The following is a 15,622-nucleotide window of genomic DNA, read 5'->3' as shown; positions in this document are numbered from 1 at the left end:
TCATCCTAGGCATCCACCTCCCTCTTGATAATCGGAGGACGTTGACGGTGCCGCGGGCAACGAGCAGTAACGTCCGACAGCGGTCTCGCGCAGAGACTCCGCCCAGGAGGCGAGCCGCTGGGCCGCCCGCACGTAGTGGAACAATTCCGTTGGAGTGAGCGCGTCGAGATCAGTCTCAGCCAGCCGCCGGGCCAGCTCCGCTCCTGGCGGCGCTACGGCCAGGGCCGTCCCTTCCTGCCCCCACTGGACATCTTCCGCCGGCTCACCCGCAACAAGCCGCCGGAAGAGGAAGTCCACAACGCCCGGGCTCATGGCCTTAAGGACTCCAGCCCCGGCTTCGCAGCCCTTGGCACGACCAACGGCCGGCAAACCGGTCCGTTCCGGGCCTGCGAAGTCGGGGTTCAGGAATGCGGGTTCTGAGGCGTCGTCCATGCGGCCATCTTATTCGAACATGTATTCGAATACAAGGGTGGCTCAGGACTCTTAATGACGCCTCAACGAGGCCGAACATGAGACGATCAAACGATGACCGCACGCGGAACCGCCACTGCCTCCCGGACCGCCAAAGGCACCTCTGCCGGCGCCCGGCTGACCGGGATTGACGCAGCACGCGGGCTGGCGTTGCTGGCGATGATGGCCACCCACGTGCTGCCGACCTTCGAGTCGGATCCGCAGCTCACGCCCACCTGGGTTGGGCTGGCATTTTCCGGACGGGCGGCCGCGCTGTTCGCCGTGCTGGCCGGCGTCGGACTAGCCCTCTCCACCGGCAAGCAGCAGCCCCTCGAGGGATCCGCGCTCGGAGCTGCCCGCCGTGGCATCGCCCTCAGGGCGCTCGTCATAGGTGCCGTCGGCTTCTCGGTAGGCGGCTTGGAAGTCAATATCGCCATCATTCTGGTCCACTACGCGCTGTTGTTCTTGTGCGTGTTGCCGTTTGTCGGATTGGGAGCCAGGCGCCTTCTGCTGCTCGCGGCCGCTTGGGTCCTGGCCTCCCCGGTGCTGGCATACCTGTTGCGGCCCTGGCTGCTGGCAGCAGATCCGCCCCTGCGGCTGGGGCATAACCCCGGCTGGGAGGACCTGACCACGCCGGCAAGACTGCTGGGCGACCTATTCCTCACGGGCTATTACCCTGTGCTCCAGTGGATCGCCTACCTTCTGGTGGGGCTGGCGATCGGCCGGATGGCGCTATCGAAAAGCATGACGCCGTTCCTGCTGCTCGCCGCGGGAACGGTGGTGGCCCTCGGCGCCAAGTGGCTGGGCATAATCCTGATGGAGGACTGGGGTGGAAGGCATGCCTTGGAGGCGCAAATCGGCGATCCCTCGTACCCGCTGGAAAGTCTGCTGCAGGTGAACCTCGTCGGCGCCGAACAGTCCGGCTCGGTGTGGTGGTTGGCCACCAGTTCACCGCACGCGGGCAGCACGCTGGATCTGCTGCACACTGCGGGGGTCGCCGCCGCCGTGATTGGCGCGTGCCTGCTGCTGGCCCGGCTGGGCGAATGGGTGGAGCTTGATCTGCTGCTCGCGTTCCGGGGCGCCGGGGCCATGACGCTGAGCCTCTACACGGGGCATCTGTGCGTCATGGCGGCCCTGCACAATCAGCCACTGGCGCCCGGCTGGACAGTGGATGGCGTCTACTGGGCGCAGGTCATCGGGGTCCTGGTGATCGGAGCCGCTTTTGCGGCACTTACCTGGCGCGGGCCGCTGGAGTGGGTCACCCATGCCGCCAGCCGGGTGGGCAGCCACCAGTCGGCCCGGGTCCGCCAACCGACCCGTTTCCGTTAACTACTAGTCCGTAAGCTACTGGCTATCTACTACGGTTTCCGGGACCCGGCGCGGAACATCCGTACGGCATCGCGCATCGAGGTGCGCGCGCGCTTGCGGTCGCCGGCGGCGTCGTAAGCACAGCTGAGCCGGAACCAGGAACGCCAGTCTTCCGGGGCGGCTTCCGCCTCGGCGCGGTATTTCTCGAATTCCCGGTCTGCTGCCTCGCGGACAATTCTGCCGGCAGGCGTGCGCGGCAGGGTGTCCTCGGGCAGGCCGCCTTCGGCTTCGAGGATTTTCGCCAGACGCTCGGTGCGGGCACCGAAGAGGAGCTCCCTGACCAGGGCCCAGGCCCCGATGGCCGGCAGCACGAGGTAGGCGACGCCGATGGCCTTCGCCACGAGGCTGGGGTCCGACATGAGGAGCAGGGAACGCTGAAAGGACACCACCAGGTAGAACACCAGCAACAGCGTGACAGCCCCCACCCAGATCTTGGTGCGGTTGGCTTTCAGGGCGGACAGGGCAGCAGCCACGGGGCTCAGAGTCCCAGGTCCAGATAGCCGTCGAGCCCCACAGTGAGTCCGGGGTGTGCCGCGACGTTGCGGACCCCGAGCAACACGCCGGGCATGAAGGAGGCCCTGTCAAAGGAGTCGTGGCGGAGCGTCAACTGCTCCCCCGGGCCGCCCAGCAGGACCTCCTGGTGCGCGACGAGGCCGCGGAGCCGGACGCTGTGGACCCGGACGCCGTCGACGTCGCAGCCGCGGGCGCCGGCCAGCTCAGTGGTCGTGGCATCCGGGCTGGAGGGCATCCCGGCCGCAGCGCGCTCGGCCGAGATGAGCTGCGCGGTCCGCACAGCCGTGCCGGAGGGGGCATCCACCTTCTCCGGATGGTGCAGTTCGATAATTTCGACGGAATCGAAGTACTTGGACGCCTTGGCGGCAAAGGCAGAAGCCAGGACCGAACCGAGGGCGAAGTTCGGGGCGATGAGCACACCGACGCCGGGCCGGTCGGCAAGCTGCTCTTGAAGGTCCGCGAGCCGCCCGGCGTCCCAGCCGGTGGTGCCGACCACGGCGTGCATGCCGTGCTCGACGGCGAAGCGGACGTTCGCCTCGGTGCTTTCGGGGATGGTCAGGTCGACGACGATCTGTGCGCCGGAGCTGATCAGAGTGTCCAGGGAGTCGTTGCGGCCAAGTGCCGCGACAAGCTTGAGGTCCGCGGCGGCGTCGATAGCTTTCACGGCTTCGACGCCCATGCGCCCGCGGGCGCCCAGCACGGCGACGGAGAGTTGTTCGGTCATGCCATCAACCCTACCGCCGGGGCCGCGCCCTCCCGGAACCGTCGGCGTTGGGTTACGAGCCACCGCGGCCACGGCTTACACGTTCCGGCACAGGCTCGCTCGCCTATTCCCGCCCTATTCGCCGGCCCTGGCCCTATTCGCCGGCGCCGACCCATTCAACGGTGCCGTCGGCGAAGAACTGTTCCTTCCAGATCGGCACCTGGGCCTTGATCCGGTCCACCAGTTCGGCACACACCGCGAAAGCCTGGCCGCGGTGGGCGGCGGAGACGGCACAGACCAGGGCAGGGTCGCCGATTTCGAGCATGCCGATCCGGTGGGCCGCCCAGATCCGCACGGGCTGCTGCTGGTCATGAGCGCCAGCGGCGGGGACGGTGTGCTCCGCCACGAGCCGGGCGACGACGTCGGCCATCACCTGGTGCGCCGTCGGGTGGGCGCTGTAGCTGAGTCGGGAGACCTGCTTGCCGCCGTCGTGGTTGCGGACCACACCGCTGAAGCTGACTACGGCCCCGGCGGTGTCCGATTCGACGGCCGCGATCGCCTGGTCCACCGAGATGGGCTCGGCGCTCAGGACGGCGTGTACGATTTCAAATCCGGTTTCAGTGCCCATGGCTGCCTTCCAGCTGGTCGCAGAGATGTCCCACGATGGGATCCAGCACGCTGAGCCCGTCCATCACGCCCTTGGGTGAACCTGGGAGGTTCACGATGAACGTCTGGCCGGCCGCGCCCGCGTGGCCCCGGCTGAGCATAGCCATGGGCGTCTTGGCCATTCCGGCATTCCGGATGCCCTCCATGATGCCCGGGATTTCCCGGTCCAGCAGGGGCAGGGTCTCTTCGGGGGTCGCGTCGGTGGGGCTCAGGCCCGTGCCGCCGCTGGTGATGATGACGGCCGGCTGCTGGCTCAGCAGGGCACGGAGCGCAGCTCCCACCGGTGCACCGTCCGGAACCACCAGGGCGGGGAAGGGCTCGAAGCCGTGTTCGGTGAGCCAGTCGATGATGACGGGACCCGTGAGGTCGTCGTAGACGCCGGCGGCCGCCCGGGTGGAGGCAATCACGACGCCGGCCTTCCGGCCCGTGGCCTCACCGTGGCGGTGCGGTTCGGGCATGTTCATAGGGTCCAGTCCCCGCTCTTGCCGCCGCTTTTGGCGAGCACTTTGATGTCGGTCAGGACGGCGTGTTTGTCCACGGCCTTGATCATGTCGTAGACGCTCAGCGCGGCGACCGACGCCGCGGTCAATGCTTCCATCTCGACGCCGGTGACGCCGCGCGTCTTGACCGTGGCAAACACAGTGACGAAGTCGGCGTCGAGCTCGAAGTCGATGGTGACCTTGGCGATCGGCAGCGGGTGGCACAGCGGGATCAGATCGGGGGTCTTCTTAGCCGCCATGATCCCGGCAACGCGGGCCACGGCGAGCGCGTCGCCCTTGGGAAGCTCGCCCGAGCCGAGGAGGGAAAGGACCTCGGCCGTGCTGCGGACTGTCGCGGTGGCAGTGGCCTCCCGCGTGGACTCGGCCTTGTTGGACACATCAACCATCTGGGCTGTGCCGTCGTGGCGGAGGTGGGTCAGGCCGGCACTAACGGCTGTGGAGTGCTCCGTTCCGGAGCTGTCTGCATCATTCACAGAATCCATACTTCCACCTCATCGCCCGCGGCGAGAGACGTTGTCTCCTCGGGAATGTGGACGAGGGCGTTGGAACGGGCCAGGGCGTGGACCAGGTGGGAACCCGGGCCGCCCTCCAGCCGGACCGTGCCGTCCGGGGCCAGCGTGCCGCGCCGGACCTGGTGCTTGCCAGCCGGGGAGGTCAGTGGCTCGGCGAGCGGCGCACGGACCGCGGGCCGCGGTGCGGGGGCACCGAAAAGCTCGGTGAGGACGGGGCGCAGGAACATTTCAAAGGATACGAGGCAGCTCACCGGGTTGCCCGGGAATCCCAGCACGGGAACACCGTCGAAGCGGCCGATCCCCTGCGGGCCGCCCGGCTGCATCGCCACCGGGGTGAATTCGACGTCGTGTCCGGCCATCGCCTGGCGGACCACCTCATAGGCGCCCTTGCTGACGCCGCCGGTGGTGATGATCAGGTCCACAGCCGGGGCATGCCGGCGCAGCAGTCCGGCCAGCTCGTCCGGCCGGTCAGTGGAGATGCCCGTTCGTGTGACCTCGAGGCCGGCCTGGCGCATGGCGGATTCGAGCAGGGTGCCATTGGAGTCGAAGATCTTGCCCGGTCCCAGCGGGTGGCCCGGTTCCACGACTTCGTCGCCCGTGGTGACCAGCAGGACCCGGAGGCGGACGCGGACGGGCACGTCCGTATGACCCAAGGCCGCCAGGAGTCCCAGCTGGCCGGGGCCGAGGAACGTTCCGGCGCCGAGCGCGAGCTCACCTGAGCGAATGTCGCTGCCGGCGGCACGCACAAACGTTCCGGCGGCCGTGGCCGGCACACGCACCATGGCGGGCTCTCCGGGGAGCGGGAACGAATCCGGTACGGCCTGCTCGATGGGAACGACGGCGTCGGCTCCGGCCGGCAGCATGGCCCCGGTCATGATCGGCGCGGCGGTGCCGGCGGCCAGTTCCGCTGGTGCTGCGCCGGCCGGGACGGGCGCGACCACGCGCAGTTCCGTTCCGCCGTCGGGCACGTCGCCGCTGCGGATCGCGAAGCCGTCCATCTGCGAGTTGGCAAACGGGGGAAGGTCCAGCGGGGCGTGGATATCGGCGACGAGTCCGCGGCCCAATGCCTCGAGCAACGGGAGCCGCTCCACCCGGTCCTCCGTGCGGAGTGGGGCCAGGAGCGTCCGTACCTTGTCCCGGTGCGCTTCCACGCTGACGTGCCTTGTCTCGGTGCGGTGCATGCGGTTCTGACCTTTGCTCAGCTCGCTAGGAATTCACCATAACTCTAACCGTGTGGAAGCCGGTGGCCCCGCTCGGCGCGACAGGGGCGGACTCCTCCACTTGTGGGACGCCGTCGAGAGTTGTGGCCCGGACCTGGACCTCGTACTGTCCCGGCGTCAGTGCCAGCGGAAGCTTCCACTGGTACCACGTGTCCTTCGAGATGCCCGGGGCCAATTCGGCCTGCTGCCAGCCGCCGCGGTTGACCCGCAGTTCCACCTTCCCGATGCCCGTATGCTGTGCCCACGCGACGCCGCCGAACACCACAATCCCCGCCGTCACGCCGTGCCCGTCCTGCGGCACGTCAATCCGCGACGAGGTCTTGATGGGCCCGCGCTCACTCCAGCCGCGGGGCGTCCAGTAGGCGACGTCGTCCGAGTAGCGGGTCACCTTGAGCTCCGTGACCCACTTGGTGGCCGAGACGTAGCCGTACAGGCCGGGCACGATCAGCCGGACAGGGAAGCCGTGCTCGAACGGGAGCGGTTCGCCGTTCATTCCCACGACCAGCAGCGCGTCCCGGCTGTCCGTGAGGGCCTCCAGCGGCGTCCCGGCGGTAAAGCCGTCCGTGCTCCGGGACAGCACCATGTCCGCCCCGGGCTTGGGACCGGCCATGGCGAGCAGCTCGCGGACCGGCCAGCCGAGCCAGCGGGCATTGCCAATCAGGTCCCCGCCCACCTCGTTGGAAACGCAGGCGATAGTGACATGGCGTTCGGTCATGGGCTTGGCCAGGAGGGTGGCGAAGTCGAGTTCTACCTCGCGTTCCACCATGCCCGCGACCTTTAGCGTCCACGTAGTGGGGTCGACCAGGGGAACCCGCAGGGCGGTATCGATCCGGTAGAAGTCCTTGTTCGGGGTCACGAGCGGCCCCAGGCCGTCCAGCCGGATCTCGGCACCTGCGGGTATGGGCGGCACGGGCGCGGCGGCCGCCGGGAGGGCCAGCCTGCTGCGCACATCGCTGACGACGGCGGCCGCTCCCCGCAGGGTGGAGGCGAGCACACCGACGACGCCGGCACCCGCGGCAGTGCCGCCGAGGGCCAACAGGAAACGGCGCCGTGCCAGTGCGGCTTCGCCGGCGGGACTTTCGTCCGGCGCCGCCGCAGCCGGTGCCGCCGGGGCGGCGGCCTGCCACGCCAACAGTTTTCGGATGAGCCACCGCAGCAGCGCGATCCCCACCAGGGCCACGAGCACAGGCACCGCGATGGCGTTGGCAGTGGCGTCAGCCCGGCTCACCACGGCCACGAGGCCCACCGCCCCGAACACAGCGATGACGGCCACCCCGGCGAATCGGCGCCGCACTTCGAGGACACCGGACAAGGCCGCGAGCGCGGCGATGACCAGCGACATGCCGCCGAGCAGCGCCACCTTGTCCGCCGTACCAAACACCGAAATGACCCACTCTTTGACGCCCGGCGGGACGGCATCGATCACGGCCCCGCCGACGGCGGTCACCGGCGAAACCGTGGGGCTCACCAGGCCCGCGGCGAGTTCGCCGAGCAGCACCGCGGTTCCGACGGCCACCAGTCCGGCCCCGGCAGCCCACAGGTCCCGCCGCCGCTGGGGCCGCGGCCGCTGCCGCGGTTGCCGGGGCTGCGGTTGCTGGGCCGGTCCTTGCTGTACCTGTACTTTCCCTCCGTGCTGGCCGTGGCCAGCGCGCGTCTCGTCCATTTCATCTCCTTGCCCGTCCAGGGCAACGTCGCGCTTCACGGTGTGCGTCCTGTCTGGATCTGCTCTTGCGCCGGGCCAGGCAGAACCATCTCCTGCGAACCGGCGGCCCGTGAAGCGTCGGCGGACGGCATGCCGGTGGAGGGCAGGCCGGCAGCGGGCCCCTGCCTGAGAACTTGGCCGTGAAGCCCCTCGGCGGGAAGCAGCAGCGAGAAGCGGCAGCCGCCGTCGACGTTTTCCACGCTGACGGTGCCCTGGTGGGCACTGACGATTCCGGCAACGATGCTCAGGCCAAGTCCGGCCCCGCTGTAGCGCAGGGCACCCGTCGGCTCCTCCTGCGGCCCGTCCGGCCGGAGAATGCCGGCACCATCACCCGGTCCGTGATCATCCTCACCGGACAGGCGGCCCTTAACGGACGGCCTGCCGGCCCGCCGCCGGGAGGGATCCTTCTGCCAGCCGGTCTCGAAAACATGCGGCAGGTCTTCTTCGGGGATCCCGCCGCAGCCGTCCGTGACAGCGACGACGGCCCGGTCGCCTTTCCGCCCCACCTCCACGGTAACGCGGGAGCCGGGGGCGCTGTGGACAATGGCGTTGAGCACGACGTTCCGGACGGCGCGTCCCATCGAAGGGCCGTCCGCGAGAGCCAGACATTCCCGCCGGCCGCCGCCGTCGAGCGTTATGCCATGCTGTCCCGCCAGCGCGGCGAGGTCGGCGATGGCGTCGCTGGCGAGGTCGTACAGATCCAAAGGCTCAGCCTTCAGCCGCATGGTTCCGGCATGGATCCGGGACAGCTCCAAAAGGTCGTTGACCATGCCGGCCATGAGGTCGGTCTGCGCGATGATCTTCCGGTAGTAGCCCGGGACGTCCGCCGCCATGCCGTCCTCGAGTGCCTCGGTCATGGCCCGCATGCTCGCCAGCGGAGTCCTCAAATCATGCGAGATCCAGCTGACGAGCTCGCGGCGGGCGTTCTCGACGGCCGCCTCGCGCTCCCGTGATGCCTCCAGCATCCGGCTGCTGGCTTCGAGTTCGGCGGCGAGGGCGGCGAGCTCGTGGCTCATGACCGCGGACTGGATCCCCGGGCTCTCGCCGCGGCCGATGCTCCGGGCGGCGTCGGCCAGTTCCTTGGCGTTCCGCGACACCCGCGATCCCAGCACGAGCGCGATGGCAATGGCCACCGCCGAGGCCACGGCCAGGACGTACCACATGACCTCAAGGTCCCGTGCGGAAATGAACATGGCGTTAAAGGCGCTGACCATGCCGGCCGTCAGGACGGCGACCGCAGCGAGCACCACCACACAGATCTGCACTGCGAAGGATGCCCTGCGCAGCGGTTTCAGGATGAGCAGTGAAGCGGCCCCGATCAGGACGCCCCACGCCACAGCCCAGCCGATGATGGTCAGGAGTTCAGAGGTCTGCACCGGCCGGTTCCTCCTCGTCGCTCGGATCGAGCCGGTATCCCACACCCCAGACCGTTTTCAGGATGGCGGGCTTGGTGGGATCCTGCTCGATTTTCTCGCGAAGCCGTCGCACGTGGACGGTCACCGTGGAGAGGTCGCCGTAGTCCCAGCCCCAGACGGCCTTCATGAGCTCTTCGCGGCTGAAAACCTGGCGGGGCCGGCGCAACATGAAGGCCAGCAGGTCGAATTCCCGGGCCGTCAGCGCCAGCGGCCGGCCGTGCCGGGAGACCGTGCGCGCGGCCGGGCTCAAGTCGAAGCCGCCCACTTCGACGGAAGGCTCCGGGCTGAATTCCGGAAGGCTTCGGCGCAGGACCGAACGGACCCGCAGGACCAGTTCACGCGGTGAGAAGGGCTTGGTGACGTAGTCGTCCGCGCCGGCCTCAAGGCCCAGGATGCGGTCGTCCTCGGTTCCAAGGGCCGTGAGCATGATGACGGGGACGCTGTGTGCTGCCCGGAGCCGGCGGCAGACTTCCACGCCGTCGAGTCCGGGCAGCATCCGGTCCAGCAGGACAAGGTCAGGTCGGCGTTCGGCGGCGAGGCGGAGGGCGGCAAACCCGTCCGCCGCCAGGACCACCTGGAATCCGGCCTGGACGAGATAGTCGCGGACAACCCCGGCGATGGTCGGCTCGTCTTCAACGAGGAGGATGCGCCGGTGCTCCGCCGCGTCCGGGGCCGGCTGGGTCTTGTTCACGCTTCCAGCATAGGTTCGCGACCCCGCCGCGGGCAGGCATCCTGATCCCCGCAGGGCATCCTTCCCGAACCCGTAATATCCCTGTCGTCATGCGGCTGTGACGACCGCCGCGAGGTGGCGTAGCCTGACTCTATGACAGTTCAACTGGGTATGCCCCTGCTGGCCGGCAGTCCCGAAGCGGGCCAGGCTGCGGCGCCCGCACTGTCCGGACGCCCCGAGGGCCTGCCTGCCGGGCTCGTGGACCGTTTCGGCCGCCGTGCCACGGACATGCGGCTGTCACTGACGGACAAGTGCAATCTGCGGTGCACGTACTGCATGCCGGCCGAAGGGCTGGACTGGCTTGCGAAGCAGGCCGTCATGTCCGCGGAGGAAATCGTGCGCATCGTCCGGATCGGCGTCGACATGCTGGGCGTGCGTGAACTCCGGCTGACCGGCGGTGAACCGCTGGTGCGCGCAGACCTGCTGGACATCATCGCCGCCCTGCGCCAAGCCCACCCGACCCTGCCGATCTCCATGACCACCAATGGCGTGGGCCTGGACAAGAAGGCCGCCGGGCTCAAGGCCGCGGGCCTGTCCAGGATCAATGTCTCCCTGGATTCGCTGCACGAGGAAACGTTTGCCAAGTTGACCCGCCGCCCCTTCCTGAACAGGGTCCTGGCCGGTGTGGACGCCGCCTGGGCGGCCGGCCTGGGCCCGGTCAAGCTCAACGCCGTGCTTATGCGCGGAATCAACGACGCCGAGTCTCCGGCCCTGCTGGCCTGGGCCCTGGAGCGCGGCTATGAGCTGCGCTTCATCGAGCAGATGCCGCTCGACGCGGACCACGGCTGGACCCGCCGGGACATGATCACCGCCGCGGAGATCCGCGAATTGCTCTCCACCGACTACGTGCTCAGCTCCGATCCGCGGGACCGTGACGGTGCGCCCGCGGAACGGTTCGAAGTCCGGGCCCGCGTTCCCGGCTCCTCCGAGGCCACCGGCCCCGTGCTCGGTACCGTGGGCATCATCGCCTCCGTTACCGAGCCGTTCTGCTCAGATTGCCGCCGCACCCGCATCACTGCCGAGGGCAAGATCATGAGCTGCCTGTTCTCCCGCGAGGAAGCGGACCTGCTGGGTCTGCTGCGCGAGGGCGCCAGCGACGAACAGCTCGCCGAACGCTGGCAGGATGCCATGTGGATCAAGCCCAAAGCCCACGGCATGGACCACGTGGGTCTCGGCGCCGCCGACTTTGTCCAGCCGGACCGCAGCATGAGCGCCATCGGAGGCTGACTTTTTCGTGAACGTACGCTACTTCGCTGCCGCGCGCGCTGCCGCCGGCGTGGATGAAGAACGCTTCGAGCTCTCCGACGGCGACACGCTCGCCTCGCTGCTCGAGGCAATCCTCGCCGTCGAGCGGCCCGAACCGCCGGCCGGCACTCCTCCCCTGGCCCGGATCCTGTCCCGTTCCAGCTTCCTGCTCAACGAAGTGGCCGTGCGTGACCACGCCGCGGCGCTCAAGCCCGCCGACGTTGTGGACGTCCTGCCGCCTTTCGCCGGGGGCTAGCTCTCCAGGGCTTCCCGCACGCGGCGTGCCACCGCGGCGGCTCCGGCCTCGCCCATGACGATCGTGTAGTGATTGACCTCCGGCACCTCGCGGACCCGCAGGGACGGCAGTTTCTCCGCCCAGGCGTCCAGGTAGCCGGGCGAATAAAGGGCGGCGGGTTCGTTGAGCAAGCCGCGCGGCGCCCGCAGGACCTCGGCTTCCACCGCGAGCTCGTCCAGCGCCTTCAGCAACGAGGCACCGCGGTGCAGGTCGGCGGTGTCCTCCGCCATGGCCTGGTAGCGCGTGGCCGGCCTGAGCTCAGGCTCCTCGCCGGTGAGGTCGTACTCCACGTAGGCGTCCACGAGAGGGCTCCAGTCCTCGCTGAAAGCCGGGTGCTGCCGCCAGAAGGACCGGTACACTTCACGGCTCGGGAACGTGGCGTTCAAGCGTTCGGCCGCCGCGCCCAGGACCGAGGAAATGACTTCCTCGTCCGAGAGCCCCTCCGGGACCTGCAGCGGCAGGCCGCCGTCCACCAGCACGAGCGAGCGGACGCGCTCCGGAAACAGGTTGGCGAGGACGAGGGAGGCGAAGCCGCCCATCGAGTGACCCACCACGACGACTGGCCCCGGGGCCAGCTCCGCGAGCACGGCCGCGAGGTCTTCCGCGTGCGAGGTCATGCCATACGGCGCCGGCAGCGAGTTGCTGCGGCCGCGCCCGCGAAGGTCCGGGGCGATGATCCGCACCTCGGGCAGGGCCGCGGCCAAGTACGGCCAGGCCTTGTGCGATGCGGTGACGCCGTGGACGGCGAGGATGGTCGGGGCGTCGGGATCCGTTGGGCCCCAGATGCCGGTGTGGAGCGTGCCGCCACGGACCGCGACTTCGGCGGTGCGGTAAGTGTCCTGGCTGGTTGTCTGGGTCATGAGGCTGTCCCTTCCTGGGGCGGGGTGGGGTTCGCGGTCGTGGCGGGGGCAGAGCCGGGGCTGGGCGCAAGGGCCCGTTCGATGAACTGCATCATTTCCTCAAAGACCTCTTCGGGTACCTCCGGCCGGGCTCCGGCGGCAGGTTCGGCGCCTTCCTCGTCCCAAAGGACCCAGCGCATGCCGATCAGCTCGCCGATGCCCATCAGGGCCCAGGCGGCCACGGTGGGATCCATCTCCCGGACCTCGCCGGTGAGCTGGGCCGCCTTCAAGCCTTCGATGTAGCCGTTGACGATCCGCGTGTAGTGCAGCCGCAAGGCGCCGGGCGAGACGAATTCGGCCTGGCGGACTATCCGGTACAGGGCGGGGTGCTGGGCGGTGAAGCGGAAGAAGGCCCGGAAGCCAGCCCGTTCCGCCTCTAGCCGGGTGCCGGCGCTTCTGGCGGCGTCGGTCATGGCGTGCCGGACTCGCCGGTTCAGGTCCTCGACCACTTCATCGAAGATGGACTGCTTGCCGTCGAAGTACAGGTAGAACGTGCCGAGGCCGACGCCGGCCGCCTCGGTGATCTTGACGATCGAGGCCTCGTGATAGCCCACCGAAGCGAAGACCGACTCCGCTGCCTCGAGCAGTTTGGCCCGGGTGCGCGTGCCCCGTGCGGTGCGCGGTGCCGCGCTCACTCCCGCTCCCCCGCCGCGGGAGAGCGCTGCGACGAAGCCCGCCCGGCAGTTCCGGCCGGCTCGCGTACTGCAAGTTCACGTACTGCAAGTTCACGTACTGCCGGTTCACGTCCGGCCAGTTCTTCGCGCAGCTTGGCGCGGAGCACCTTGTTCAGTGCCGTGCGGGGCAGCGCCGGGACCATTTCGACCCCTGTCGGGACCTTGAAGCGGGCCAGCCGGGAGGCGCAGTGCTCCAGCAGTTCCTGCTCGTCCGTGGCCATGCCGGGCCGGACCACCACGAATGCCATGCCGCTTTCGCCCCAGTGCGCGTCCTCCACCCCGACGACGGCGGCCTGCGCCACCGCGGGGTGCGCCAGCAGGGCGGCCTCGACCTCGGCGGGGGCCACGTTCTCGCCGCCGGAGATGTAGATGTCCTTGAGCCGGTCCACCACCTTGATGTACCCCTCGGCGTCGCGCTCTACGAGGTCGCCGGTGCGCAGCCAGCCGTCGACGAGGACGGCCGCCGTGGCGGCGGGGTCGCGGAAATAACCGGCGAACACCCCCGGGCCCCCCACCAGCAGCTCGCCGCTGGCGGCGCCGTCCAGGATTTCCCCGGTGACGGGATCCGCCACGGCGACGGCGACGTGCGGGTACGGCTTGCCCGAATAGCCGACCATCCGTTCGGCGTCATCGTTCGGCAGACACAGCACATTCGGGGACGCCTCGGTCAGTCCGTAACCCTGGCTCAGGGCCACCCCACGGCGGTGCCAGATCCGCAGCAGCGGCGCCGGCATCGGCGCCCCGCCCACCACCGCCTGGCGCAGGCTGCCCAGCTCGGCATGGGCAAAGTCCGGGTGTTCGGCCAGCATCAAGTACTGGGTGGGAACTCCCATCAGCATTGTCACGCCGCGCTCCGCGATGAGCTGCAGGACGCGGCCGGGATCGAAACCGCGTTCCAGCACCACGGTGGCCCCGACCCACCAGGCCAGCAGCGGCTGAATGTTCCAGCCGCCCACGTGGAACTGAGGCAGCACGGCGAGCACCACGTCACTGCTGCCCATGTCGAGAGTCCGGGAGAGCGACAGGTTGTTCCAGAAGCAGTTGGCGTGGGTAAGGACGGCGGCCTTGCTGGCACCCTCGGTGCCGGAGGTGAAAATCATCAGCAGCGCGTCGTCGTCGTGCACTTCCCGGCGGGAATGCTCCGCCCTGCCCGGCGCTGCCGGCCGAACGCGTGAAGGCGGCGGCACAGACTTTTCGACGCCGCCAGGTCCGAGGGCCGCGGTCCGGGGCCGGTGCGGCAGCAGCGCGCACGCCGCGGCAGCCAGGGTGTCGAGTTCGCCTTCCACCAGCAGCAGCTGGGGCTCGGCGAGCTCCAACTGGGCAGAGAGCTCCCGGGGTGAGAGCCGCCAGGACAGCGGAACCAGGACCAATCCGGCCTTGGCGCAGGCGAAGAAGGCCACCACGTGGTCCGAACTGTTGCCGGTCAACGTGGCGATCCGGTCCCCGATCCCGTAACCGGCGGCCCGGAACCCGGCGGCCAAGGCAGCGGCGCGGCGTTCCAGCTCGCTGTAGAGCAGGGTGCAGCCGCGGTCGTCGATGGCGACGCGGTGCGGGGTGGCGAGGCTGCGGTCGGTGGTCCAGCGGCCCAGAGTGTGCAGGCCGTCCGGGCGGCCGGGGCCGGTTGTGTTGCTCATGCTGCGTCCTCCAGGATGTCGCGGGGCGTTTCGGCGCCCTGGTTGCCGGCACGCCGGTTGCCGCGACGACGTCGCTGCGCCAGCCGCTCGGCGGTTCCAGTTACGCCGCCGGGCAGGAACAGCACCACCAGGATGAACAGCGTGCCGAGGATGAACAACGGCTCAGACAACGGTACCCGCAGGACATCGGGGAGGGACTTGACGGCCTCGGAATTGGCCAGCGCCGTCAGACGCTGGTCAAGGACCGTGTAGAACACGCCGCCGATCACGGCGCCCCAGCGCGAGCCGACGCCGCCCAGGACCACCATCACGAGCAGCGTGATGGTGAGGTCCGAGGAGATGGCCCGGGGAACGGCTCCGCTTTGCAGCAGCAGAAAGACCATGCCGATCACGCAGACCAGGACCGCGGACAGAACGAAAATCAGCAGCTTCACAAGGTACGGCTGAAGGCCCAGGACACGGACGCGCAGTTCGTTCTCACGGACGGCCGCCGCGGCGTGCCCGGCCCGGGAGGACTGCACCCAGGTGACGATCACGAACACAGCCACGAGCACAGCCAAGGCTAGCCAGTACAGGTTGCGGGTGTTGACGACGCCGACCAGGAAGTCGGGCAGGTTGTCGGTGCGCAGCGTCAGGCCCTCGTCGCCGCCAGTCCTGCCGTCCGGGTTACGCCCCACGATGACCGAGCCGGCCTGGGCGAAGGCTAGCGTGACCATAGCGAAGGGGATGCCGCTGACACGCAGGCTGATGCTGCCCACCACGTGGGCCAGCACAATGACGATCAGCAGGGTCAGCCCCATCGCCGGCAGCAGCGGAATGTCCATATTCTGCAGGATGACCGCGAGGCCGTAGACGCCGGCGCCGAAATAAAGCGCGTGCCCGAAGGACAGCAGCCCGGCCACGCCAAGGAGCAGGTGGTAGGTCAGGGCTGCGGCTGCCATCAGCATGCACATGGCCAGCAACTGCAAGGACCCGGGCGTGTAGCTGGGGCCGGGCAGCATGCCGGGCAGTGAGATATTCAGCAGCGGCAGCAGTACCAGGAGCAGCACCCCGGCCAGGCCCGCCGCCCACATCGTGAGGCGGCGGCCGGTGATGG

At 69.1% G+C, this 15,622-nt stretch carries 17 protein-coding genes; 3 read left to right on the top strand and 14 right to left on the bottom strand.

Annotated elements, in window-relative coordinates; translation table 11 throughout:
* Nucleotides 1–432 (bottom strand): hypothetical protein, encoded by a 432-nt coding sequence (locus tag BM372_RS16050; protein ID WP_256214338.1) that lies wholly within the window; start codon nt 430–432, stop codon nt 1–3.
* 93 nt (nt 433–525) lie between these two features.
* Between BM372_RS16050 and BM372_RS16045 the strand changes: the two genes are divergently transcribed.
* On the top strand, nt 526–1,779 hold the full coding sequence (locus BM372_RS16045) for a heparan-alpha-glucosaminide N-acetyltransferase domain-containing protein (protein ID WP_090956449.1): 1,254 nt from the start codon (nt 526–528) through the stop codon (nt 1,777–1,779).
* A 29-nt stretch (nt 1,780–1,808) separates the two neighbouring features.
* On the opposite strand, the gene BM372_RS16040 is transcribed toward BM372_RS16045, so the two are convergent.
* The 9 genes from BM372_RS16040 to BM372_RS16000 form a co-directional block, all read right to left on the bottom strand.
* Complete coding sequence (locus BM372_RS16040; RefSeq protein ID WP_090956448.1) at nt 1,809–2,291, bottom strand: hypothetical protein; 483 nt, start codon at nt 2,289–2,291, stop codon at nt 1,809–1,811.
* A gap of 5 nt (nt 2,292–2,296) precedes the next feature.
* The gene (gene dapB, locus BM372_RS16035) at nt 2,297–3,055 is read right to left on the bottom strand and encodes a 4-hydroxy-tetrahydrodipicolinate reductase (RefSeq protein ID WP_090956447.1); all 759 of its coding nucleotides are present in this window, start codon (nt 3,053–3,055) and stop codon (nt 2,297–2,299) included.
* A gap of 133 nt (nt 3,056–3,188) precedes the next feature.
* A complete protein-coding gene (locus BM372_RS16030; RefSeq protein ID WP_090956446.1) occupies nt 3,189–3,662 on the bottom strand; it encodes a molybdenum cofactor biosynthesis protein MoaE in 474 nt (157 codons plus the stop codon).
* On the bottom strand, nt 3,652–4,164 hold the full coding sequence (locus BM372_RS16025) for a MogA/MoaB family molybdenum cofactor biosynthesis protein (protein WP_090956445.1): 513 nt from the start codon (nt 4,162–4,164) through the stop codon (nt 3,652–3,654). The genes BM372_RS16030 and BM372_RS16025 overlap by 11 nt, the downstream gene beginning before the upstream one ends.
* Nucleotides 4,161–4,682, bottom strand: coding sequence for a cyclic pyranopterin monophosphate synthase MoaC (gene moaC, locus BM372_RS16020; protein ID WP_177236040.1), 522 nt, complete (start codon nt 4,680–4,682; stop codon nt 4,161–4,163). Before moaC ends, BM372_RS16025 begins: the two co-directional genes overlap by 4 nt.
* A complete protein-coding gene (glp, locus tag BM372_RS16015) occupies nt 4,670–5,893 on the bottom strand; it encodes a molybdopterin molybdotransferase MoeA (RefSeq protein ID WP_090956444.1) in 1,224 nt (407 codons plus the stop codon). The genes moaC and glp overlap by 13 nt, the downstream gene beginning before the upstream one ends.
* A gap of 25 nt (nt 5,894–5,918) precedes the next feature.
* Entirely contained in the window at nt 5,919–7,595 is a 1,677-nt protein-coding gene (locus BM372_RS16010) for a molybdopterin-dependent oxidoreductase (protein ID WP_090956510.1), read from the bottom strand.
* Nucleotides 7,596–7,630: 35 nt separating this feature from the next.
* Complete coding sequence (locus BM372_RS16005; RefSeq protein ID WP_090956443.1) at nt 7,631–9,010, bottom strand: sensor histidine kinase; 1,380 nt, start codon at nt 9,008–9,010, stop codon at nt 7,631–7,633.
* On the bottom strand, nt 8,997–9,740 hold the full coding sequence (locus BM372_RS16000) for a response regulator transcription factor (RefSeq protein WP_090956442.1): 744 nt from the start codon (nt 9,738–9,740) through the stop codon (nt 8,997–8,999). The genes BM372_RS16005 and BM372_RS16000 overlap by 14 nt, the downstream gene beginning before the upstream one ends.
* Nucleotides 9,741–9,872: 132 nt before the next feature.
* Here BM372_RS16000 and moaA point away from each other — a divergent pair, with 132 nt between their 5' ends.
* Entirely contained in the window at nt 9,873–11,006 is a 1,134-nt protein-coding gene (moaA, locus tag BM372_RS15995; RefSeq protein WP_090956441.1) for a GTP 3',8-cyclase MoaA, read from the top strand.
* A gap of 7 nt (nt 11,007–11,013) precedes the next feature.
* Nucleotides 11,014–11,280, top strand: coding sequence for a MoaD/ThiS family protein (locus BM372_RS15990; protein ID WP_090956440.1), 267 nt, complete (start codon nt 11,014–11,016; stop codon nt 11,278–11,280).
* Here the strand turns inward: BM372_RS15990 and BM372_RS15985 are convergent.
* Genes BM372_RS15985 through BM372_RS15970 form a run of 4 tightly spaced genes read right to left on the bottom strand, consistent with a single transcriptional unit; the run spans nt 11,277 to nt 15,599 of the window.
* Complete coding sequence (locus BM372_RS15985) at nt 11,277–12,179, bottom strand: alpha/beta hydrolase (RefSeq protein WP_090956439.1); 903 nt, start codon at nt 12,177–12,179, stop codon at nt 11,277–11,279. The genes BM372_RS15990 and BM372_RS15985 overlap by 4 nt on opposite strands.
* Complete coding sequence (locus tag BM372_RS15980) at nt 12,176–12,853, bottom strand: TetR/AcrR family transcriptional regulator (RefSeq protein WP_090956438.1); 678 nt, start codon at nt 12,851–12,853, stop codon at nt 12,176–12,178. The genes BM372_RS15985 and BM372_RS15980 overlap by 4 nt, the downstream gene beginning before the upstream one ends.
* Nucleotides 12,850–14,526: a class I adenylate-forming enzyme family protein gene (locus tag BM372_RS15975; RefSeq protein ID WP_090956437.1), complete on the bottom strand. Its 1,677-nt coding sequence runs from the start codon at nt 14,524–14,526 to the stop codon at nt 12,850–12,852. The genes BM372_RS15980 and BM372_RS15975 overlap by 4 nt, the downstream gene beginning before the upstream one ends.
* Entirely contained in the window at nt 14,523–15,599 is a 1,077-nt protein-coding gene (locus BM372_RS15970) for a branched-chain amino acid ABC transporter permease (RefSeq protein WP_256214349.1), read from the bottom strand. The genes BM372_RS15975 and BM372_RS15970 overlap by 4 nt, the downstream gene beginning before the upstream one ends.
* Between the last annotated feature and the right edge of the window lie 23 nt (nt 15,600–15,622).

Source organism: Arthrobacter sp. ov118 (genome assembly GCF_900116495.1).
Taxonomy (GTDB): Bacteria; Actinomycetota; Actinomycetes; order Actinomycetales; family Micrococcaceae; genus Arthrobacter.
Note: the sequence above shows the minus strand (reverse complement) of the source record. Positions and strands in the feature narration are given on the sequence as shown.

What these genes read in the sequence shown, in the direction of transcription:
- BM372_RS16030 (WP_090956446.1), bottom strand. Translation starts at nt 3,662, where the DNA reads ATGGGCACTGAAACCGGATTTGAAATCGTACACGCCGTCCTGAGCGCC.
- dapB (WP_090956447.1), bottom strand. Translation starts at nt 3,055, where the DNA reads ATGACCGAACAACTCTCCGTCGCCGTGCTGGGCGCCCGCGGGCGCATG.
- moaA (WP_090956441.1), top strand. Translation starts at nt 9,873, where the DNA reads ATGACAGTTCAACTGGGTATGCCCCTGCTGGCCGGCAGTCCCGAAGCG.
- BM372_RS15985 (WP_090956439.1), bottom strand. Translation starts at nt 12,179, where the DNA reads ATGACCCAGACAACCAGCCAGGACACTTACCGCACCGCCGAAGTCGCG.
- BM372_RS15970 (WP_256214349.1), bottom strand. Translation starts at nt 15,599, where the DNA reads ATGTGGGCGGCGGGCCTGGCCGGGGTGCTGCTCCTGGTACTGCTGCCG.
- BM372_RS16045 (WP_090956449.1), top strand. Translation starts at nt 526, where the DNA reads ATGACCGCACGCGGAACCGCCACTGCCTCCCGGACCGCCAAAGGCACC.
- BM372_RS15975 (WP_090956437.1), bottom strand. Translation starts at nt 14,526, where the DNA reads ATGAGCAACACAACCGGCCCCGGCCGCCCGGACGGCCTGCACACTCTG.
- BM372_RS16010 (WP_090956510.1), bottom strand. Translation starts at nt 7,595, where the DNA reads ATGGACGAGACGCGCGCTGGCCACGGCCAGCACGGAGGGAAAGTACAG.
- glp (WP_090956444.1), bottom strand. Translation starts at nt 5,893, where the DNA reads ATGCACCGCACCGAGACAAGGCACGTCAGCGTGGAAGCGCACCGGGAC.
- BM372_RS16025 (WP_090956445.1), bottom strand. Translation starts at nt 4,164, where the DNA reads ATGAACATGCCCGAACCGCACCGCCACGGTGAGGCCACGGGCCGGAAG.
- BM372_RS16050 (WP_256214338.1), bottom strand. Translation starts at nt 432, where the DNA reads ATGGACGACGCCTCAGAACCCGCATTCCTGAACCCCGACTTCGCAGGC.
- moaC (WP_177236040.1), bottom strand. Translation starts at nt 4,682, where the DNA reads ATGGATTCTGTGAATGATGCAGACAGCTCCGGAACGGAGCACTCCACA.